We start from the raw sequence: 21,865 nt of genomic DNA on the forward strand, positions 1-21,865 counted from the left end.
TCAAGAATCGGCTATTAGACTAATAGGAGCAATCCTCATTGATATCAATGAGGATTGGATAACATCTTCTAAATTGTATATTAGAATGAAATAGTAAATATTGAACTAGGATAATTTACACAATATTATGGACTTGACTTAGATTATAGTTCTTAAAATAAAAACAAGATTATACTGCATTCATATTAAAAATCCTTATTAAGCTCAAATAAGTGGATTTGCAAGCTTATTAATTAATACCTGGAATTTATTTAAGATTATAAATAGACAAAATTCTAGGTTTTTTGTTTTAATAGAATATAGAATATGGAATATAATTAAAAATTAAAGGGGTTAATATGAAATATATGTCAATCAATGAATTTGCTGAGAAATTTAATGTAAGTAGACAAACTCTTATCTATTATGACAAGGTCGGACTATTTAAGCCTGAATATGTGGATATAAATAATGGATATAGATACTATAGTTATAATCAATTTTCTCAATTTTCCTTTATTAAATTTTTAAGAAATCTAGATTTTTCCATAGTAAAGATAAAAAAAATGCTTGAAGAAGATGATGTGGAATTAATTAAAAAAGATTTAGATAAAAAAAGAAATGAAATAATAGAAGAAAGCAGGAGATTAATTGACTTAAGTTCTATTATTGACAGTAAGCTTGATTTTATCGAAACAAAAAATAATGAAGCTAAAAGTAATATCTTCAATATAGTTGAAATACCAAAAAGATATTATTATTCTCTGGGATATGAGGATAACATCTACAACAATAACCTTTTTTTCAACTATCCAACTATAGTTATTTACACCTATAAAAAAGATAAAGAGAGTTACAATAAGATTTTTGGAGCTCTAGTTTCTAAAGAAGATATAAGAGAAGAATATAGAAATTACCTTAAAGAAATACAAATTTCTAAATCTTTAGTATCATATTTTAAGGGTCCCTATAATCAAATACCAAATTATATAAAAAAAATCAGTGGAAAATTTGATAAGCTAAAATTAAATAAAGATTTTGTTTGTTTAAATATCGTTGATCCCTTCTTAGAAAAAAATCCCCAAAAATATATAACAGAAATACAAATACCAATTAATTCATGATTAGCCTTGACTATATAGTTACTATACACTATATCATAGACTTATAATATATTGGGAGGTAATTATGAATTGTTCTTTTGCACTAGAAGCTAATGCATATTATAGTATTAGCTTTGATAATGTAAAATTTGTTGAAAGTGGTATTTTTCTTGTCAATGAAGAAGGATTTATAGAAGATGTTTTTGAAAAAGACTCAGTTGAATATAAAAGTATTAGGAAAAAACTTGTAGAGGATGGGAAACTTAGGGTTCTTGATGATAAGCATTTTATCATACCAGGTTTTATAGACTTACATATACATGCACCTCAATGGCCTCAATCAGGTAGTGCTCTTGACCAAGCTCTTGAAGTTTGGCTTAATAAGTATACTTTTCCCCTAGAGAGTAAGTTTAAGGACTTAGAATTTGCAAGTGAAGTTTATACAAACTTTGTAAAGCAAAGCCTAAAATTTGGAACAACAACAGCTATGTATTTTGCAACAATTGATGTGAAGTCATCAAGTATGTTGGCTAAAATATGCGCAAGACTTGGACAAAGAGCTTTAGTTGGAAAGGTTGTAATGGATGATAAGATAAGTAATCCTAGTTATTATAGAGATGAAAATGCTAAAGATAGCCTTAAAAAGACAGAATATTTTATAAATGATGTTCTCGCCATTAAGGATTCTTGCAAACAAAAAGTTTATCCAGTAATAACACCAAGATTTATTCCATCATGTACAGATGAAGTACTTAAAGGACTAGGTGAATTAGCAAAAGAATACAAAGGGATATATATCCAAAGTCATGTTAGTGAAAGTGATTGGGAACATTCCTATGTTAAAGAAAGATTTGGAATAAATGATAGTTTTGCACTTGATAGTTTTAATTTATTAACAGATAGAACTATACTTGCCCATGGTTGTCATCTATCAGATGATGATATGAAACTTTTAGCTGACAGATCTTCTTCTATAGCATCTTGTCCGATTTCAAATGCATACTTTGCAAATGCGGTTCTTCCAGTAAAAGATGCTATTGATAAATCTTTAAATATAGGATTGGCAACCGATATATCTGGTGGATATAGCCCATCAATGTATACAGCTATAAGGCAAGCAATCATTTCATCAAGAATGTTAAATGATGGGGTTGATCCTAGATTAAGAAGTGGGAAAAGAGGAAGAGAGGATTCTAGTCTTAGCCTAAACAATGCTTTTTACCTTGCAACACTAGCCGGTGGGAAAGCTCTTAAGCTTCCTGTAGGAAAGTTAGAAAAAGACTATGCCTTTGATATTCAAATTATAAAGATAGATGATAATATACCAAGTTTTTATAAAGAAAAGTCTAATCTAGACTTATTTCATAAAGCTATTTTATTAGCAGAATCTACTAATATTGAAGAAGTATGGATTCAAGGTAATAGAGTAAAGTAGGATATTATGACAGAACAGATTAAGGATATAAACGAAGAAAAAATCGAAGAGAAAATACCGACAACTAAGGCTATTATCCTAGCTATTGAACATTCTTTAGTAATGAATGCCTATGTAGTTCCTTTGATTCTAGCATCAATACTTGCCTTTAATGATCAACAAAAGATAAGACTAATTCAGTCGAGTTTTTTGGCTTCTGGAATTACAACCATTCTTCAAGCTGTTTTATTTATGAAATACCCGCTTGTTTATGGTCCATCTTTCGTTCCAGTTGGTGGAATTATAGGAATATATATGATTAATGGAGGAAATTATAATTCTTGGTCCTACGTTGTAGGAGCGTGTCTTGTAGGAGCTATAATACAAATTTTGTTAGGATTGTCCAAACAATTTAATAGAATATTACAAAGTTTAATATCTCCTGTAGTTGGGGCTTGTGTAGTATTTTCTATAGGTCTATCACTTATTCCACTAGCCTTAAAATCTAATATTTTTATAGAAAATGAAGCTAGCATGGGAGAAAATATTATAATAGCAATAATTACTATGGTCTTTATGATTATATTTTCACTGTTAGGAGAAAAGAACAATAAAATAGGGTCAGTTTTAAGAGTTGGGTCAGCTATGTTAGCACTTTTTTGTGGATTGCTAACCTATATTTCTTTTGGTTATCATAACTTTGATGCCATAAAAACTGCTTCAATAATATCTAGACCATCTCTACCATTTGTAGATTTTTCTATTAAATTTGATCCATCATCAATATTGACCATGATAATCCTATATTTTGTAATAATGACAGAGACGGTAGGGTCATGGCTAGCTACTTCTTCAACAACTAATACTAGCCTAAGTGAAAAAAGGGTAAATAATGGAATACTTGGTTTAGGCATATCTAACTTTATTTCATCACTTTTAGGTGTAAGTCCAATGACTGGATATTCTTCTAATGTTGGAGTTCTAGCTTTAAGTAAGATATTTAGTAGACATGTAATGAAATTTGTGGGAGCTATCCTAATCCTAGTGGGCTTATCAGGAAAACTTGCAGCCCTAATAACTGTTATTCCAACAGCTGCTATAGGAGGAATTTTTCTTATAACTAGCGGTATAATTGCTTTAGCTGGTATAGGTATGTTAAAAAACATTGAATTTACAAATAAAAATACCTATATTATAATCTTAAGTTTGGTAACATCACTTGCCTTAAATCTTATGCCAGAAGAGATTATTAAAAGTCTTCCAACCATAGTTCAATATATACTAGGTTCATCAATAGCAAGTTCATCTTTATTGGCAATAATTTTAAATAAGATAATACCAGATAATCTATAAATAGAAATAAATGAAAAAATTCAACTGCAAATCAACTTTTAAGAGCTTTTATGCCGAAGATATTATCTAATATTTAATAGGATTAGGTGTGTGATTTATAACTATATTTTTACAAGATATGAACTTTTATTTTCATCTATATACTGAGATACCCCCTTTAAATTTATCTATTATCATAATATAGATAAAATTTATAGGATAAAGTAAAAGAAACCTAGTATTTAATACTAGATGTGGTAAAATAATGATAATATAGAAAAGGAAAAAAAGAAAAGAGTAAACATGGATAAAATAAAGATAGTAGTTGATTCAGGAAATTCTGTAGACTTAGATGAGGCAGAAAAATTAAATATAGGAGTTATTCCCTTTAAAATCCACTTTGGAGATGAGACTTTTACAGATCAGGTTGATCTTACATCAAAGGAATTTTTCAAAAAGCTTAAAAAGACAGATAAAAAAGTAACCACATCTATTCCAGGAGTTGGAGAGTTTATAGAAATATTAGAAGGCTATATTAAAGAAGGTTACAATAAGATACTTTGTTTTGCAATATCTCCAAAACTTTCAGGTATGTATAATATGATGAATCTTGCCAAAGATCATATAGATAATCCAAATGTAGAAATTGATATTATAAATACCAAGATTGCTTCAATTCCCCTATATTTTGTAGCAAAAAACGCAGCTATAAAGGCAAAAAATAATGAAGACTATGAAACTATTTATAAAAAAGCTTTGGAAGAGATAGAAAGGGTAAATATCTTGGCAAGAGTTGATACTCTAGACTACCTTGTAAAGGGAGGTAGACTTCCTAAACCTATAGCCCAAGTAGCAAGTTTTGTAAATTTCTCACCTATCTTCACAATGGATGGAGGGGAGATAAAGATTGCCAAAAAAACAATAGGAAAGAAAAAATCTTTCAAAGAATTTGTAAAGCTTATAAAAGATATGGCAAAGGAAGAAAAAGACTATATTCTCGCTATAGCAGGAGGAGAAAGTCAAAAGGAGATAAAGGATTTAAAAAAAGAATTGAGAGAAGAGATAGAAAAGGCTAAAATATTTAAAGAATCCACAGTTCCACCAGTATTTGGAGTTCACTTAGGTCCTGGGTCTCTTCTTTGCTCGGTTCTTTCATTCGAGTCTTAGATAAGAAGTTTGCATATTTAACTATATGCAAGCTTTTTTTATTTCTTGCCACCTTATTTAATAGCTTGTATATTCTTTAAATTTAATATATTATTATATTAAAAGAGAAGGAGGGGTTTTATGAAAAAGGTTGTTACTATGGGTGAGATGCTTCTTAGACTGACACCAAGACATTATAAAAGATTGGTTCAAGCTGATTCTTTTCGTGCAATCTTTGGTGGAGGGGAAGCCAATGTTGCTATTTCTCTTGCAAATCTAGGGCATGAATCCTTGTTTGTTTCAAAGATTCCAGATAATGAAATAGGTCTTGCATGTAAGGATGTTTTAGATGAAAATGGTGTAAATACTGATTTCCTTAAATTTGGAGGAGAAAGGCTAGGTCTTTATTATTCTGAAGAAGGCTCAGGAGTAAGATCATCATATGTAATCTATGATAGGCTAAATTCATCAATAGCTGAAGCAAGTATCGATGATTTTGATTTTGATGAAATATTTAAAAATGCATCTATCTTTCACATATCAGGTATAACTCCAGCACTTTCAAAATCTTGTAAGGAGCTAACAAAAATAGCTTTAAAAAAGGCAAAAGAGGCGGGAGTATTTGTATCCTTTGATCTTAACTATAGGTCCACACTTTGGCCACTAGATGAGGCTGTTAAGTTTTATGAGGAAGTTAGTCCATATATAGACTTATGCATAGGAGTAATTCCTGAAATCCATCCATCGTTTAAGGGCGTGTTCAATGAAAAGTCTCTTGAAAAAATGTTTGAAGAAACCTACCAAAGAACAGGTATAAAGTACATAACTTCAACAATTAGAAAGAGCTTTTCAGCAACTGATAATAGACTTTCTGCAGGCATTTATAATGGTCGAGATGCCCATTTCACAGATGAAATTGATGTAAGAGTTGAAGAAAGAATAGGTGGAGGCGATTCCTATACGGCAGGTCTTTTATGTTCGCTTTTAGATGGTAAAGATAAAAATGATGCAGTAGAATTTGCTATAAGAGCATCTGCCTTGAAGCATACCATAAAAGGTGATTACAATTTATCTGAAAGAGAAGAAGTTGAAGACTTTGTAAGAGGAAAACACTCTGGAAGAATAGAGTGGTAGGCTTTTTTTATTGATAATTTAAAAATAAGAGCAAAATAATGGAAATATTCATAAAATTCCTTAAAGCTAAATTTGAAAATACTTGGCAAAAGCTTTTAATTATAAGCTTTTGCCAAAAACTCAACAAAAAATATTGTATTTTATGAAAGGATGTGATATATTACTTGCAAGAAGAAAGTTAATACATAGATGATTATAAATTGATATTTAAAATTAAAGACCATTGGTCTGATATATTTTTTTGAAAAAAAACGTAATCGATTACTAGCGCTTAGATTGTTTATATTTTTAAATTTTTATTATTTTTTATTATTAAAAACAAATCGTCATCGTAAACTTGTAACAAATAAAAACATTTTCAAGATTGGAGAGAATATGAAAATAATAGGACCTATTGAATCAAATGATAAAAGTCATATGTTTTCAGCAAATAAGTTTGTTAGAAAACCACTTGATTTAGAAAAGTATGGATTTGTAGAGGAAGAATATTTTATTGAAAATACTGCAAATGTATATGACTTGGTAGATGGTAAAGTTGTAGTCTACAAAAAGGACTTAGCTTATAGAACAAGAATTATTGTTAGAAGACCAAAAAAAGATTTTTCAAACAGATGCTACGTGGATATAATGAATGCCTCAAATGGTTATGATATTGAAGATTTATGGAGAAGATACTACCAAAATGTGTTGGAAAATAAGCATACATATGTTGGCATAACAACAAAACCTATAAATGTTCAAAGTTTAAAAAATTTTGATTTTGATAGATATAAAAGCTTAAATTGGTCAAATGGCGAAGTTGTGAATATGCCTTCAGTTAACAATCCTGATATAGATCAAATAGAGGGGTGCGAAGAAGGTCTGGTTTGGGACATTATTAGAGATGTAGGTCTTATTTGTAAAGAGAATTTAGATGGATTTTTAGGACATAAGCCAGAATATATTTATCTTTCAGGCCAATCTCAATCTGGTATATATATAAATACTTATATAAATTACATGCATAATTTTTATAAGGAAAATAATATAAAAAACTTATATGATGGGTATTTCTCATTAGCTTCTGGTGGTCTAACTCGTGCTTTAAGACAAATCCCCAATGATAAGATGATGTCTGTAAGAGCAAACAAAGAAGATAAGATTGATGTTCCAGTTATAACTGTAAATACTGAATGTGATTACAATCTTTTTCTTGTTATGGATGATACAGGACTAGCTAAAAGTTCTAATTCTGATGATCCTAATAATTTAAGAAGATATTATGAAATAAGCTCAGCAGCTCACACAGATGCAGCAAGTCCACTTGTTCCAGAAAATAGTGAAATTGAAAAAACAAAAAATCCAAGAAGAAAGTTAGATGGGGAATATGATTTCACTTTAAATAATATACCTGTTGAATATCATGTAAATGCTTTATTTGATAGGATGCATGAATGGGCAAGCGAAAAAAAGACTCCGCCTATAGTCGAAGACCTTAAACGTGATAAGAATGGATTTAAAAGAGATGAGTTTGGTCATGCTTTAGGTGGAATAAGGTCACCTTTTATAGAAGTTCCTGTAGCTTATTATAAGGCGAGTGTTGGTGTTGGAGAAACAAATGGTCAAATGGAATATTTTAGTAAAGAGAAACTAAAAGAGATTTATGAAACGAAAGAAAACTACTTAGATAAATTTAAATCTTGTGTAGAAAACCAAATTAAGACTGGATTGTTAACAAAAGAAGATGGAAATAGAGCTATTAATAGAGCGAGAGAGATAGAATTTTAGAGGTAAAAAATGGAAAAAAACAAAAACAAACAAAATCATAGACCTTTTGGTGTCAAAGACCAGCTAGGTTATATATTTGGAGATATGGCAGGAAGTTTTGTAAACTTAACTTTCGATGCTTTTTATTTAATATTTGCAACCTATGTTTTAAATATTGATCCTAAATTTATGTCAACACTGTTTCTAGTGGCAAGATTATTCGATGCTATCAATGACCCTATTATTGGATCATTTCCTGATAGATGGAGGCTTAGTAAAAGTGGAGATAAGTTTAAACCATGGATTAAGTTATTTATGTGGCCACTTGCAGCCTCAATATTCTTTGGTTTTATGAATATAAATTCTTGGGGAGTATCAGAAAGTTTTAAACATATTTGGGTAGCTTTTTTCTATATTCTTTATGGAATGAGTTATACAGGAACATCAATGCCTTTTGGAGCTATGGCAAATGTAGTTACAAAAAAACCTGAAGAAAGATCAAAACTCTCAGCATCTAGAGCAATAGGTGGTACAGCAATAGGATTCGGATTTTTAGGTCTTGTACCCTTATTAATTTGGGATAAACAAAATAATCCTAATCCACAAGGTTACATGATAATGGCTATTATAGCAGCACTAGGATGTTTAATTTCATATACATTATTAAATAAATTGACAATTGAGAGATATTCATCACCTAATTATGACAATGAAAAAAAGGAAGGATATTCATTTACCAAAACATTAAAAGAAGCACTAAAAAATAGACCTCTTCTAGGAATAATGCTTGCTTCTATAGGTTCTTTAATCTATATAACAGGAAACTCTCAGTTTGGAGGATTCGTTTATAAGGAATTTTATCAAGCTCCAAAGATGCAAACAATTGCTACATTTTTACAAATTCCTATTACTGTAGCCTTATTCTTTATAGGACCAAAATTAGGTCAAAAATATGGAAAAAGAAATGTACTCTCAATAGCTTTAGTATTTAACTTAATTGTTTCAGCTTTTCTTTTCTTTGTACCTATTAAAAGTGTAGGATTTTATGCTTTGCTTTATTCTATAGGAAATATTGGTCAATCATTCTTTATACTTTATGTTTGGGCCTTTGTTGGGGATGCTATAGACTATCATGAGTATAAATTTAATTCTAGAAATGATGGAACTCTTTACTCAACTTATACATTTTCAAGAAAAATTGGTACGACCATAGTGTCTGCAGGTGCAACTGCAATTCTTGCAGCAATAGGATTTGTATCAGGAGCAGATGCACAATCACATGAAGTTGTAACTGCGGTAAGATCTTTAGGAACTGCTATACCTTTTATAGCTTGTATAGTTGAACTTATAGGAATTAAATTAGTGTTCAATTTGACTGCAAAAGATAGTGAAAAAATATCACATGAACTTGCGAAAAGAGAAAGTAATGATTAAGTATGATGATCATGTTCATTTATCTCCTATAAAAGGTAGAAAGATAAATGGCCAAGACCTAATAACAAGTGAAGAAATGATAAAGTCAATGGATAAGAGGGACATAGATGTATCAGTAATAATGACTACTTCATTGAAAGGCGAAGGCTCAAATGAAGAAGCCTTAGAAATTATCAAGAAATACCCTAATCGATTCATGTATATGGCTACCTTTAATCTTTGTTTAAATGAAACTGATTTAGATAAAAGGATTAAAGAAGAAAAAGAAAAAGGTGCCATAGGTATAGGAGAACTAGTAGAAAATCAAGAAATAGAATCTTTAGATATTCAAAAGCTTTTTAAAGTGGCTGAGGCAAATAAGATGCCGATTTTATTTCATATGGCTCATCAAATGGGAAATTCTTATGGAATTTATGATAAAGCTCTTTTACCAGAGCTTGAGAAATCACTTAAAAAATATAAAGATTTAATCATAATAGGACATTCTCAACCATTCTGGTACGAAATGTATAATAAAAATAGTGATGTTAGTCCTGAGGAAAGAAACTCATATCCAAAAGATATAGTAAATGAAGAAGGAAGACTATTTGATCTTTTAAGAGAAAATTCAAATCTTTATTGTGATCTGTCAGCAAATTCTGCTGGAAATGCAATAATGAGAAATAAAAGCATGGGGATAGATTTTTTAAAAGAATTCCAAGATAGATTAATATTTGGTACAGATATATATAATAAAGATCAATATTTTCCTTTGGCAGATTATCTCAAGAAATTGCTTGATGATGGAGATATAAATAAAGAGATTTATGAAAAAATATTTTCTAAGAATTTTGAAAAAGTTTTTCTGCATTAAAAAATTAACTTATTTATGGAAATAAGAGAGAATTTTATATTAATTATTTAAATAAATATAAAAATATATAAAATTCTTACAAATAAATGATAAAATAAGACTCAAAGCTTTAAATTTAAGGCTTTGAGTTTTACTTTGACAAAAATAGTTTATCCTTGTATTTTATAAAAAATTATGATATCCTATTTTAGGATAGAAATTAAATAACAAGTAATCTTTTTACGAAGATTAAAATAGTAAGGCCTAGGCCTTATATAAAAACAAGAAAATGTAAGCGGTTACAGCAATACTTGTAATTTTCTATCAATAATTATATTAATTTAATAAATTCTTAGATTGCTATTGAAATAAAAGTGAATAACTGATATCATAAAAATGTAAGCGGTTACAGATTGATATATATTTATAGAAAAAAAGCATTTTCATATAACTGGTAAAAATATTATCAAAAGATTGTGCTTAACAGGAGTAGTTATGAACATATATGATGTAGCAGATTATGCAAATGTATCGGTTGCTACTGTATCGAGAGTTATTAATAATACTGGAAAAGTATCCGATAAAACTCGAAAAAAGGTAGAGAAGGCAATCAAAGATTTAAATTATGTACCCAATGATGTAGCAAGGGCTCTTGCTTCAAGTAGGACTAACTACATCGGCGTTATGGTTGGTAATATAAGAAATTATTTTGATAACCAATCAGCCTATGAAATTGAAAGAAATCTTAAAAAACATGAAGTCGTTTCTATTCTTTGCAATACTTCAGACTATGATGATGAAAAGCTTGATTACCTTAAAGTTCTAAGAGAAAAGAAGGTTGATGGAATTATAACCGTAGGTTCAACCTATGCTGAACTTGACTTTCTAAATGTTCTTTCTAGACTAAGCAAGGATATCCCTATTGTCATGATAAATGTAAAAAGTGATATTAAGGGAGATAAGCTTTCTTATGTATGTTGTGATGAGGTAGATGCAATGGAACAATCACTTGCCTTTTTTAAGAAAAAGGGATATAAAAAGCCTCTACTTATATCAAGAGACTTAGGTTTTTTAACTCGTGCATCTATTACTAAGCAAGCAGGTTTTATAAAAGGACTTAAGACATACTTTCCGGAAAATGATTTTTTGGAAATTTTAGTCAAGGATATTGATGAGGAGATAGATGACATTATTGCATATATCAAAAGAGAAGGTGTAGATGTAATTCAATTTGAGGTAGACCTTATTGCAGTTAAATTTTATAAAAAATTCTATGAAAAAGGGATAAGGATTCCTGAAGATATAGGTATATGCGGTTTTGATAATGAAATACTTACAGACTACACCCACAAGAGAATATCTAGTATAGATCAAAGAATTGATAAACTCGCAAAAACAGCGGTTGATACTTTGATTGATATAGGTCTTGGTAAGGATTTCGAGAAAGTAAAAATGATTAAGGCTAAATTTATAGAAAAAGAAACGATTTAAGCAAAATAAAAGTAAATTTTTATAAAATTTGGGTAATAATCTAATAAGTTAAGTTGGAGTTTAAGAAAAATGTGGCGGTGTTAGAAATTTAACATAAACTTCTAATATTTAATATACCAAAATCTAATTTTCACATCGCCACTTAAGTCTATTTTTATAAATTGAGATATAGCATTATATCTAGTTGGATGTTGCTTGGTTTTATATTTTAATAAAGAAAGGGAGAGTGTATGAAACTAAATTTAGAAAATTTGAGTAAAATCAAAGAAAAGGTTGATAAAAAGCCTTGCTTTGATGTAGAAAAGTTAATAGATGATTCTATTAAAGATCCGAAATGGCTTGCATTTGGTTCAGGCAATATCTTTAGAGGATACATTGCAAGAATTGGGCAAGATATGATAAATGCTGGGGAGTTTGACAGAGGAATTTCTGTAGTAGAAACATTTGATGAAGAAATTATTGAAAAAATTTACAAACCACATGATAATCTTGCCTTATCAGTTACTCTTCACAAAGATGGAAAGTTTGATACAAATTTAATTGCAAACCTTGTAGAAAGCCTAACTCTTAAAGATAAAGATAGGATTGAAGAGATTTTCTTAAATGATAATCTTCAAATTGCAAGTTTTACTATAACAGAAAAAGGCTATAACCTATATGCTCCAAACGGAGAGTTAATGGACGTAGTAAAAGCTGATCTTGAAAATAATCCAGAAGATGCAAAACACCTTATGAGTATTTTAACAAATCTTTTGTACAAGAGATTTAAGAAAAATGCAAAAGAACTTACTCTTTTAAGTCTTGATAATTGTTCGAAAAATGGAGATAAGGTAAAAGATTCTGTAATGCTTATAGCTAATAAATGGAATGAAGATGGTAAGGTTTCAGATGAATTTATAACATACCTTAATGAAAAAGTATCCTATCCTTGGACAATGATTGATAAAATTACCCCAAGACCTGCAAAGGAAGTTCAAGAATATGTAGAAGGTTTAGGTTTTTCTGAGATGGATACAGTTGTTACAGGCAAAAATACCTATATTGCACCATTTGTAAACAGTGAAGAAGCAGAATATCTAGTTATGGAAGATGACTTCAAAAATGGTAGACCTGACTTTTCAAAGGTAGGAGTATATCTTGCTGATAGAGAAACTGTAAATAAGGTTGAAACGATGAAGGTTACAACATGTCTTAACCCACTTCATACAGTTCTTGCAACATATGGATGTGTTCTAGGATATGAATCAATCTCAGCTGAGATGAAAGATGAAGAACTTGTAAGTCTTATTAAAAAAATCGGCTATGATGAAGCTCTTCCAGTAGTTGTAAATCCAGGAATCTTAGATCCTAAAGAATTTATAGATGAAGTTATAAATGTAAGATTTCCTAACAGATTTATACCAGATACACCACAAAGAATAGCAACAGATACTTCACAAAAAGTAGCTATAAGATTTGGGGAAACAATAAAATCTTATGTAAATGAAGAAGGAAAAGACCCTAAAGATTTAAAATATATACCACTAGCTTTAGCAGGATGGTTAAGATATCTATTAGGTGTAAATGATGATGGAGAAAAGTTTGAGCTTTCATCAGATCCTTTGATGGATGAACTACAAAAGGACCTAGAAGGAATAAAACTTGGTGAATTCAAGGAAACAGAGGGACTTGATAATCTTTTAAGAAATGAAAGAATATTTGGACTTAACCTTGAAGAGGTAGGATTAGCTGACAAGGTAAAAGAATACTTTAAAGAACTTTCTGAAAAACCAGGTTCAGTAAGAGAAACCCTTAAAAAATACTTATAAGAATAGAGGTAAAAGCTTATGAAGATGACATTTAGGCACTATGGAAATGACGACCCTATATCACTAGAATATGTTGCTCAAATTCCAGGCGTTACTGGAGTTATGGTAATGATGAATGAGTGGGAAGCAGGAGAAGTTTGGGAAAAGGACGTATTCCAAGAATATGTAGACAAATGCCATGCAGTTGGTCTTGAATGTGAAATTATTGAATCAATCAATGTTCACGAAGACATAAAAATGGGACTTCCAACTAGAGATAAATATATAGAAAATTATAAGCAATCTCTAAGAAATGTTGCAGCTTGCGGAGTTAAAACTGTAATATATAACTTCATGCCAGTGTTTGACTGGGTTAAAACAGACCTTAAGAAAGAATTGCCAGACGGATCAAACACTCTAGCCTTTGATCAAGATAAGGTAGAAGGACTTTCACCACGTGATATGGTAGATGAAATCCTCGATGGAGCAGGAAACTTTGAACTTCCAGGTTGGGAACCTGAGAGATTATCTCAACTTGAAGATACTCTTAAGGTTTATGAAGACATAGACGAAGATAAATTAAGAGAAAATTACAAATACTTCCTTGAAGCAATTATACCTGTTTGTGAAGAAGTAGGAATCAAGATGGCAGTTCACCCAGATGATCCGGCTTGGCCAATCTTTAATATTCCAAGAATCACATCTACACCAGAAGATTTAGAAAAGATTGTAAATCTTGTAGATAGTCCATCTAATACACTTTGTATATGTACAGGATCTCTTGGATCAAGAAAAGAAAACAACGTGCCTGAAATAATCTATGACTTTGCAAAAAGAGGCAAGATTGGTGCAATGCACGTAAGAAATATCAAGTTTACAGGAGATAAGCAATTTTATGAATCTGCTCACCTTTCAAGTGCAGGAAGTCTTGATATGTATGAGATAATGAAAGCCTTATACGATGCAGGTTTTGATGGCTATCTTCGTCCAGACCATGGAAGAATGATTTGGGGAGAAGAAGGAAGAGCAGGCTATGGACTTTATGATAGGGCACTAGGAGTTGCTTATATCAATGGTTTATGGGAAGCAATAGATAAAAATAATAAAAGAAAATAGAAAGATAAAAGAGGGACATAATGAACAAGAAGCTAAAAACAATTATTTTAAGCCTATTAATGGTATTAATATTAGCATCATGTTCATCAAATGAAAAAGAATCAAAAATAATTGTAAGAGTAGGACACAATCAATCTCAAAAGCATCCAACCCATCTTGGACTTTTGGAATTTGAAAAGTATGTAGAAGGAAAGCTTGGAGATAAATATGATATCCAAGTTTTTCCCTCTGAATTACTCGGTAGCCAAACTGATATGGTTCAATTAACTCAAACAGGAGCTATTGATATTTGTGTTGCAAGTAATGCAATACTAGAAACATTTGATGACGTATATGAAATATTTAACCTACCATACTTATTTGCATCAGAAGAGTCTTATCATAAGGTAATGGATGATAAGTCTATAACAGATCCAATTTTTTCATCTACAAAAGATGGTGGATTTGTTGGAGTAACTTGGCTTGATGCTGGAAGTAGGTCGTTTTATACAAAAAATACTAGGATTGAAAAACCTGAAGATCTAAAAGGACTTAAAATAAGAGTTCAGCAATCACCTACAAATGTTAAGATGATGGATATGTTTGGAGCAAGTGCTTCTCCTATGGGATTTGGTGAAGTATACACTGCCCTTCAATCAGGAATTATAGATGGGGCAGAAAACAATGAGATGTCCCTTACAGATAATGGTCATGGTGAAATTTGTAAATACTATTCTTATGATATGCACCAAATGGTACCAGATATAGTTATAGCAAATTATGACTGGCTTGAAAATATGCCAAAGGAAGATAGAAAAGTATTTGAAGAAGGATTTGAGGTTTTATCAAAGGCCCAAAGAAAAGAGTGGAAGAGTGCAGTAGAAAATGCAAAACAAAAAGCAGCTGAAATGGGAGTAGAATTTATCTATCCTGATCAAAAGCCTTTTTCTGATGCTGTTGAGCCACTTAAAGAAGAAGTAATATCACGAAATGAAAAATTAAAACCATATTACGAAAAAATCAAAGAATACAATGAAAAGTATCCAGCAAAGGAGGACAATAAATGAGAAAATTTCTAGATAATGTAATGAGAATTTTATCGGCTATAACCCTTGCTGTGATGCTAGTGTTAGTGCTTTGGCAAGTATTTACAAGATATATACTTAACAATTCTGCTACATGGACAGAAGAGCTTACAGCCTATCTTTTCGCTTGGTCCACACTTTTTGGAGCAAGTCTTGTAGTAGGTGAGAGAGGTCATATGAACATACCAGTAGTTATGGACAGGAGAAGTCCACATACACAAAAAATAGTAGGGATATTTGCGGAAGTTATAATCTTTTTATTCTCAGCTATAATCCTTGTTTATGGCGGATATTCCATAACAAAACTTGCTATGGGACAAATGACATCTTCCTTATCAGTGCCAATAGGAATCTTTTATATACCTATATTTGTTACAGGTGTAATTAATATGATTTATGCAATACTTAATATAAAAGATATAGTTGATGGAAAGATTGTATTTACACAAAAATCTTCAGTTGAGGAATCTTCGACAGAAAGTGCCTTAGATAGCGAAACAGAAAAATACCTAGGAGGTGATAAATAATGGCAGGACAAGCACTAGCGATAATACTTGCGGTACTCGCTATATTATTAATCCTTGGAGTTCCAATATCATTTTCAATAGGTATAGCAGCAATTTCAGGAATACTTTTAACAGTACCTTTAAATATATCAGTAGTAACAGCAGCCCAAAGAACATTCGTAGGGATGAGTTCTTTCACTTTAACAGCAATTCCATTCTTTATCCTTGCAGGAAACCTCATGAATGAGGGAGGTATTGCAAAAAGGCTAGTAAACTTTGTAATGGCAATTCTTGGAAAACTACCAGGAGCTTTGATGGTTACAAATGTAGGAGCAAATGCTCTATTTGGAGCAATCTCAGGTTCGGCTTCTGCAGCAGCTGCGGCAGTAGGATCAATGGTAAAAGATGGAGAAGAAAAACAGGGCTATGATAAGGCAGTAGCATCAAGTGCAAATGGAGCAAGTGCCCCATCAGGACTTTTAATACCTCCATCAAATGCCCTAATAACATATTCATTAGTATCAGGTGGTACAAGTGTAGCAGCACTTTTCCTAGGTGGTTATGTTCCAGGAATAATCTGGACTATAGCATGTATTATAGTTGCAGTAGCTATAGCCAAGAAAAAAGGCTATACATCAACAGAAGGTAAGTTTTCATGGAAGAATTTAGGACATGCAACAATAGATGCTATTCCTTCACTTGGACTAATAGTAGTAGTTATAGGAGGTATTGTAGCAGGAGTATTTACAGCTACAGAAGGCTCTGCTGTATCAGTGCTTTATTCATTAATCCTTGGTTTTATTTACAAAAACCTAAATCTTAAAAAGGTATGGAATATCTTAGTAGAGTCTGCAAAAATGAGTGGTATCGTAGTATTCCTTATAGGAGTATCAAATATACTTTCTTGGGTAATGGCATTTACAGGAATTCCACAAATGATTGGAAATGCCCTACTTTCAATAACAGACAACAAATATATAATCCTTTTAATCATAAATGTAATTCTACTTATAGCAGGAACATTTATGGATGTAACACCAGCAATCTTAATCTTTACTCCACTATTTTTACCGATAGTAACAGAGTTTGGAATGCACCCAGTACACTTTGGACTAATCCTTGTATATAACCTATGTATAGGAAATATTACTCCTCCAGTAGGAAACACTCTATTCGTAGCAATAAAGGTGGGAGATACAACCCTTGCAGAAGTTATGCCATACATGATTAAGTTCTATGTAGGAATACTTATAGGTCTCATACTTGTAACCTATATTCCATTCTTATCACTTGGCCTTCCACAAGCGGCAGGCTTAATTTAGAAAAGGAGACGAAATGAACAAATTTATGACAGATGATTTTATGCTTGATAATGAATATGCCAAAACTCTTTACCATAACTATGCTAAAGATGTTCCAATCTTTGACTTTCATTGTCACCTAGAAGCAAAAGAAATCTATGAAAATGAAAATATTCCATCAATAACCAAAGCTTGGCTTGGTGGAGATCACTATAAGTGGAGAGTTATGAGAGCGTGTGGTGTAGAAGAAAAATATATCACAGGTGATGCAGATGACTTTGAAAAGTTCGAAAAATATGCAGAAATAATGCCATATTTAATAGGAAATCCAATTTATCACTGGACTCACCTAGAACTTAAAAATTACTTTGGTATAGACTATCCACTAAACAAAGAAAATGCAAAAGAAGTTTATGATAAGTGTAATGAGCTTTTGGCTAAAGATGAATATAGACCACAAGGACTTATCAAGATGAGCAATGTTGCTGCAGTCTGCACAACAAATGACCCAACAGATACACTAGAGTATCATAAAAAACTTGAAAAAGAAGATTTAGGATTTGTTGTTAAACCAGCATTTAGGCCAGATAATGCAATCTATATAGAAAAAGATAGCTTTAACTCCTATCTTAATAATCTTTCAGATGTAAGTGGAATAAAAATCACTGACTTTACAAGTCTAAAAAAAGCCTTAATCCAAAGAATTAAATTCTTTAATGAAAATGGATGTAAGGCAAGTGACCAAGCTTTCCAATATATCCCTTATAGAAGAGCTAATGAAGATGAAGTAAATGAGATAGTAAGAAGAAAAATCTCAGGAGTGGAAGTAAGCAAAGAAGAAGAAGAGAAGTTTAAGACAGAAATTTTATTATTCTTAGCAGGAGAGTATAAAAAACTTGACTGGGCTATGGAAATTCACGTTGGAGTTATAAGAAACAATTCTAAGAAGATGTTCGAGGCTCTTGGGGCAGATGTTGGTGGAGATAGTCAATCAGACCTTGCATTCTCAGAAAACCTTGCAAATATTCTTTCAGATATAGAAGAGGCTGAAGGTATGCCAAGAACTATAATTTTCCCACTAAATCCAAAAGACCAATATCCAATAATGACCATAGCTGGTTCATTTAACAGGGCAAATGAAGAAAAGATATCAACAGTTCAACTTGGTACAGCTTGGTGGCACTTAGACCACAAGGAAGGAATGATAGATCAAATGAAAATTTTCTCACAAGTTGGAGTATTTTCTAAATTTGTGGGAATGCTTACAGATTCAAGGTCTTTCCTATCTTACCCAAGACATGAATACTTCAGAAGAATTCTATGTAACTTTATAGGGGGATTTGTAGAAAGAGGAGAATATCCTTGGGATGAAAAATTCTTAGGACAAGTTGTAGAAGACATTTGCATAAACAATGCTAAAAAATTTATAAAAGTAGATTTTAAATAAAAGGAGAAAATATGTCAAAGATTGAAACAATTTCAAAAATCAAGGAAATAGGAATAGTACCAGTAATTAGAGCAAATTCTGCTGACGAAGCAATAGAGTTTTGTAAAGGACTTATAGATGGTGGAATAAATACACTTGAAGTAACATTTACAATTCCAAATGCTATAGAAGTATTCCAAAGATTGCAAAAAGAACTTCCAGAAGATACTCTAATCGGTGCAGGTACAGTTCTTGACCCAACTACAGCAAGACTTGCAATAATGAATGGTGCAAAATTCATAGTTTCACCATCATTTGACAAGGAAGTTGCAAAACTTTGTAACAGATATAATATTCCTTATATGCCAGGCTGTGTAACACCAGCAGAAATGTTAACAGCATATGAATATGGAGTAGATATTATAAAACTATTCCCAGGTTCTCTTGCAGGTCCTTCATATGTGAAAGCAATTCATGGACCATACCCACATTTCCAAATTATGCCAACAGGTGGAGTAAGTCTTGATAATATAGAAGATTGGTTTAATGCAGGAGTTGTAGCAGTAGGAGCAGGTTCTAACCTTGTAAAGGGAAGTAGAGAAGAAATCACTAAAAAAGCTAAACAATATTTAGAAAAAATTGCGGAGGTAAGAAAATAATGAGTAAAAAAGTTGTAACACTTGGAGAAATAATGCTAAGATTATCCACTCCAGGATATGAAAGATTTGTACAAGCAGAAAGCTTTGATGCAATCTATGGTGGTGGAGAAGCAAATGTTGCAGTATCTTTAGCAAATTATGGATATGATGCTCACTATGTCACAAAATTACCAGTTCATGAAATAGGACAAGCAGCTGTAAATTCACTTAGAAGGTATGGAGTAAACACAGACTATATAGTAAGAGGTGGAGAAAGGGTAGGAATTTACTATTCAGAAACAGGTGCTTCATCAAGACCATCAAAGGTAATATATGACAGATCAAACTCAGCAATTGCAGAAGCTGACGTAAGCGAATTTGATTTTGATGAAATATTTAAAGATGCTAAATGGTTCCACACATCAGGAATCACTCCAGCAATCTCTAAAAATGGTGCAGAGATAACAAAAGCTGCAATGATAGCTGCTAAAAAAGCTGGAGCAAAAGTTTCAATCGACTTAAACTATAGAGCAAAATTATGGACTCCAGAAGAAGCTCAAAAAGTTATGAAAGAGCTTATGCAATATGTAGATGTGTGTATAGGAAACGAAGAAGATGCGTCACTTTCATTAGGATTTACACCAAAAGGTCTAGATGTAGAAAGTGGTAAACTTGATGCCAATGCTTACAAAGAAATCTTTAAACAAATGAAAGAAGAATTTGGATTTGAATATGTAGTATCAACACTAAGAGAATCCTACTCTGCAAGTGATAATGGTTGGTCAGCTTTAATCTATAATGGAGAAGAATTCTACCAATCAAGAAAATACGACTTAAGAATCGTAGACAGAGTTGGTGGTGGAGATAGTTTTGCTGCAGGTCTTATCACGGGTCTTCTTGATGGAAAGAGCCAAGGAGAAGCTTTAGAGTTTGCAGTAGCTGCGTCAGCGCTTAAACATACAATTAAGGGAGACTACAATCATGTTTCTCGTGAAGAAGTTGAAAGACTTGCTGGTGGAGATGCTTCAGGAAGAGTTCAAAGATAAATAAAACAAAAGGGGCAGTTAGAAATAACAGCCCCCTTTAAAAAACATATAAGAAAAGCTTTGCTAAATTAAAAATAAAATCTAAACTAAGATGGAAGTAAAAGAGAAGATTAACAAAAATTAGCGAAATTTTAATTATTAGAAAAATGTTTGCAAATATTTAACAATTATTATAAAAAACAAGTAAGGAGAAAATAATGGCAGAAAGACAATTAAAATTCGGAATTATTGGTTATGGTACAGAAGGTTCAATGTATGGAAAATTCATCTCTGAAGGTATGGTTCCTAACATAGACCTAGTTGCTGTATGTGATATTGACGAAGAAAAACTTGAAAAGGCAAAAGGAATTCATCCAAACATCAAAACTTTTACAGACTACAAAGAAATGATAGATTCAGGACTTGTAGAAGGAATTGTAACTTGTGTGCCACACTATCTTCACCCAGAAATGGCAATTTATGGACTTGAACATGGTGTAAATGTACTTAACGAAAAACCAGCAGGTGTTTATACAAAACAAGTTAAAGAACTTAATGAAGTTGCTAAAAAGTCTGATAAGGCATATGCACTATTCTTCAATCAAAGAACAAACCCACTTTATAGAAAATTAAAGAAAATCCTTGATGCTGGAGAACTAGGACCAATAAGAAGAACAAACTGGATTATCACAACATGGTGGAGACCAGACGCATATTATGAACAATCTGAATGGAGAGCTACCTGGGGAGGAGAAGGTGGTGGAGTACTCGTAAATCAAGCACCACACCAACTAGATCTTATTCAATGGATGACAGGAGTTCCTGATAGGGTTTATTCATCAGTTCATTATGGATATCAAAGAAATATAGTTGTAGATGATCAAGTTCATTTTATTATGGAATATGATGATGGTAGAACAGGTGTATTTGTAACAAATACAAACGAAATCATTGGTACAGATAGGCTTGAAATAGTATGCGATGGAGGAAAAATCGTAGTTGATAATTCCCAAAAAGCTACTATCTACAGACTAAAAGAAACTGAAAATGACCTTAATGCTAGAATGACAATTGATGATGTCAAGATGCTTTTTGCAGGTCAAATGAAATTTGATGACCTTTATGATACAGAAGTTATTGAAGAAAACTCTGTATGGGGGGGACAACATTGTGAAGTTATGAGAAACTTTGCAGCTCATATTCTTGATGGAGAAGAACTTCTTGCAAATGGTGCAGAAGGAATAAATGGTGTTAGACTTGCAAACGCAGTTCATTTATCAAGCTGGTTAGGCGAACCTGTATCAGTTAAAGACTTCGATGATGACAAATATCTAGAATTATTAAACGAAAAAATTAAAGAAGAAGGAAAATTTGAGGAAAGAAAATAGGTA

18 protein-coding genes are annotated in these 21,865 nt (G+C 31.6%); all 18 read left to right on the plus strand.

Going from position 1 to position 21,865, the window contains the following annotated elements:
* The first annotated feature begins 338 nt into the window (after positions 1-338).
* Entirely contained in the window at positions 339-1,103 is a 765-nt protein-coding gene (locus SOR60_RS09300; protein ID WP_320595786.1) for a MerR family transcriptional regulator, read from the plus strand.
* 64 nt (positions 1,104-1,167) lie between these two features.
* Positions 1,168-2,517: a guanine deaminase gene (gene guaD / locus SOR60_RS09305; protein ID WP_154541468.1), complete on the plus strand. Its 1,350-nt coding sequence runs from the start codon at positions 1,168-1,170 to the stop codon at positions 2,515-2,517.
* A gap of 6 nt (positions 2,518-2,523) precedes the next feature.
* Positions 2,524-3,849, plus strand: a complete 1,326-nt coding sequence (locus SOR60_RS09310) for a uracil-xanthine permease family protein (protein WP_154541470.1) — start codon at positions 2,524-2,526, stop codon at positions 3,847-3,849.
* Positions 3,850-4,131: 282 nt separating this feature from the next.
* A complete protein-coding gene (locus tag SOR60_RS09315) occupies positions 4,132-4,995 on the plus strand; it encodes a DegV family protein (protein ID WP_320595787.1) in 864 nt (287 codons plus the stop codon).
* A 120-nt stretch (positions 4,996-5,115) separates the two neighbouring features.
* The gene (locus tag SOR60_RS09320) at positions 5,116-6,108 is read left to right on the plus strand and encodes a sugar kinase (protein ID WP_154541474.1); all 993 of its coding nucleotides are present in this window, start codon (positions 5,116-5,118) and stop codon (positions 6,106-6,108) included.
* A 375-nt stretch (positions 6,109-6,483) separates the two neighbouring features.
* Complete coding sequence (locus SOR60_RS09325) at positions 6,484-7,875, plus strand: alpha/beta hydrolase domain-containing protein (protein ID WP_154541476.1); 1,392 nt, start codon at positions 6,484-6,486, stop codon at positions 7,873-7,875.
* Between the two features lie 9 nt (positions 7,876-7,884).
* Complete coding sequence (locus SOR60_RS09330) at positions 7,885-9,288, plus strand: MFS transporter (RefSeq protein ID WP_320595788.1); 1,404 nt, start codon at positions 7,885-7,887, stop codon at positions 9,286-9,288.
* Positions 9,281-10,141: an amidohydrolase family protein gene (locus SOR60_RS09335; protein ID WP_320595789.1), complete on the plus strand. Its 861-nt coding sequence runs from the start codon at positions 9,281-9,283 to the stop codon at positions 10,139-10,141. The genes SOR60_RS09330 and SOR60_RS09335 overlap by 8 nt, the downstream gene beginning before the upstream one ends.
* A 474-nt stretch (positions 10,142-10,615) precedes the next feature.
* Positions 10,616-11,611 carry a LacI family DNA-binding transcriptional regulator gene (locus SOR60_RS09340; RefSeq protein WP_154541482.1) on the plus strand — a complete coding sequence of 332 codons (996 nt, stop codon included), beginning with the start codon at positions 10,616-10,618 and terminating at the stop codon, positions 11,609-11,611.
* Positions 11,612-11,841: 230 nt separating this feature from the next.
* Positions 11,842-13,419, plus strand: coding sequence for a mannitol dehydrogenase family protein (locus SOR60_RS09345; RefSeq protein WP_320595790.1), 1,578 nt, complete (start codon positions 11,842-11,844; stop codon positions 13,417-13,419).
* Positions 13,420-13,437: 18 nt separating this feature from the next.
* Positions 13,438-14,514 (plus strand): mannonate dehydratase, encoded by a 1,077-nt coding sequence (gene uxuA / locus SOR60_RS09350; protein WP_154541486.1) that lies wholly within the window; start codon positions 13,438-13,440, stop codon positions 14,512-14,514.
* A 20-nt stretch (positions 14,515-14,534) separates the two neighbouring features.
* The gene (locus tag SOR60_RS09355) at positions 14,535-15,560 is read left to right on the plus strand and encodes a TRAP transporter substrate-binding protein (protein ID WP_320595791.1); all 1,026 of its coding nucleotides are present in this window, start codon (positions 14,535-14,537) and stop codon (positions 15,558-15,560) included.
* Positions 15,557-16,105: a TRAP transporter small permease gene (locus SOR60_RS09360; protein WP_154541490.1), complete on the plus strand. Its 549-nt coding sequence runs from the start codon at positions 15,557-15,559 to the stop codon at positions 16,103-16,105. Before SOR60_RS09355 ends, SOR60_RS09360 begins: the two co-directional genes overlap by 4 nt.
* A complete protein-coding gene (locus SOR60_RS09365; RefSeq protein WP_320595792.1) occupies positions 16,105-17,406 on the plus strand; it encodes a TRAP transporter large permease in 1,302 nt (433 codons plus the stop codon). The genes SOR60_RS09360 and SOR60_RS09365 overlap by 1 nt, the downstream gene beginning before the upstream one ends.
* Before the next feature lie 13 nt (positions 17,407-17,419).
* Positions 17,420-18,832, plus strand: coding sequence for a glucuronate isomerase (gene uxaC / locus SOR60_RS09370; RefSeq protein ID WP_320595793.1), 1,413 nt, complete (start codon positions 17,420-17,422; stop codon positions 18,830-18,832).
* A gap of 11 nt (positions 18,833-18,843) precedes the next feature.
* Positions 18,844-19,470: a bifunctional 2-keto-4-hydroxyglutarate aldolase/2-keto-3-deoxy-6-phosphogluconate aldolase gene (locus tag SOR60_RS09375; RefSeq protein ID WP_154541496.1), complete on the plus strand. Its 627-nt coding sequence runs from the start codon at positions 18,844-18,846 to the stop codon at positions 19,468-19,470.
* The gene (locus SOR60_RS09380) at positions 19,470-20,495 is read left to right on the plus strand and encodes a sugar kinase (protein ID WP_154541498.1); all 1,026 of its coding nucleotides are present in this window, start codon (positions 19,470-19,472) and stop codon (positions 20,493-20,495) included. Before SOR60_RS09375 ends, SOR60_RS09380 begins: the two co-directional genes overlap by 1 nt.
* A gap of 197 nt (positions 20,496-20,692) precedes the next feature.
* Positions 20,693-21,862, plus strand: coding sequence for a Gfo/Idh/MocA family protein (locus tag SOR60_RS09385; protein ID WP_154541500.1), 1,170 nt, complete (start codon positions 20,693-20,695; stop codon positions 21,860-21,862).
* Positions 21,863-21,865 lie beyond the last annotated feature (3 nt).

Source organism: Anaerococcus porci (assembly GCF_034090325.1).
Lineage (GTDB): Bacteria > Bacillota > Clostridia > Tissierellales > Peptoniphilaceae > Anaerococcus > Anaerococcus porci.

Bases quoted from the DNA above. Each gene is read 5' to 3' on its own strand.
- SOR60_RS09300 (WP_320595786.1), top strand. From the start codon at position 339: ATGAAATATATGTCAATCAATGAATTTGCTGAGAAATTTAATGTAAGT.
- guaD (WP_154541468.1), top strand. From the start codon at position 1,168: ATGAATTGTTCTTTTGCACTAGAAGCTAATGCATATTATAGTATTAGC.
- SOR60_RS09310 (WP_154541470.1), top strand. From the start codon at position 2,524: ATGACAGAACAGATTAAGGATATAAACGAAGAAAAAATCGAAGAGAAA.
- SOR60_RS09315 (WP_320595787.1), top strand. From the start codon at position 4,132: ATGGATAAAATAAAGATAGTAGTTGATTCAGGAAATTCTGTAGACTTA.
- SOR60_RS09320 (WP_154541474.1), top strand. From the start codon at position 5,116: ATGAAAAAGGTTGTTACTATGGGTGAGATGCTTCTTAGACTGACACCA.
- SOR60_RS09325 (WP_154541476.1), top strand. From the start codon at position 6,484: ATGAAAATAATAGGACCTATTGAATCAAATGATAAAAGTCATATGTTT.
- SOR60_RS09330 (WP_320595788.1), top strand. From the start codon at position 7,885: ATGGAAAAAAACAAAAACAAACAAAATCATAGACCTTTTGGTGTCAAA.
- SOR60_RS09335 (WP_320595789.1), top strand. From the start codon at position 9,281: ATGATTAAGTATGATGATCATGTTCATTTATCTCCTATAAAAGGTAGA.
- SOR60_RS09340 (WP_154541482.1), top strand. From the start codon at position 10,616: ATGAACATATATGATGTAGCAGATTATGCAAATGTATCGGTTGCTACT.
- SOR60_RS09345 (WP_320595790.1), top strand. From the start codon at position 11,842: ATGAAACTAAATTTAGAAAATTTGAGTAAAATCAAAGAAAAGGTTGAT.
- uxuA (WP_154541486.1), top strand. From the start codon at position 13,438: ATGAAGATGACATTTAGGCACTATGGAAATGACGACCCTATATCACTA.
- SOR60_RS09355 (WP_320595791.1), top strand. From the start codon at position 14,535: ATGAACAAGAAGCTAAAAACAATTATTTTAAGCCTATTAATGGTATTA.
- SOR60_RS09360 (WP_154541490.1), top strand. From the start codon at position 15,557: ATGAGAAAATTTCTAGATAATGTAATGAGAATTTTATCGGCTATAACC.
- SOR60_RS09365 (WP_320595792.1), top strand. From the start codon at position 16,105: ATGGCAGGACAAGCACTAGCGATAATACTTGCGGTACTCGCTATATTA.
- uxaC (WP_320595793.1), top strand. From the start codon at position 17,420: ATGAACAAATTTATGACAGATGATTTTATGCTTGATAATGAATATGCC.
- SOR60_RS09375 (WP_154541496.1), top strand. From the start codon at position 18,844: ATGTCAAAGATTGAAACAATTTCAAAAATCAAGGAAATAGGAATAGTA.
- SOR60_RS09380 (WP_154541498.1), top strand. From the start codon at position 19,470: ATGAGTAAAAAAGTTGTAACACTTGGAGAAATAATGCTAAGATTATCC.
- SOR60_RS09385 (WP_154541500.1), top strand. From the start codon at position 20,693: ATGGCAGAAAGACAATTAAAATTCGGAATTATTGGTTATGGTACAGAA.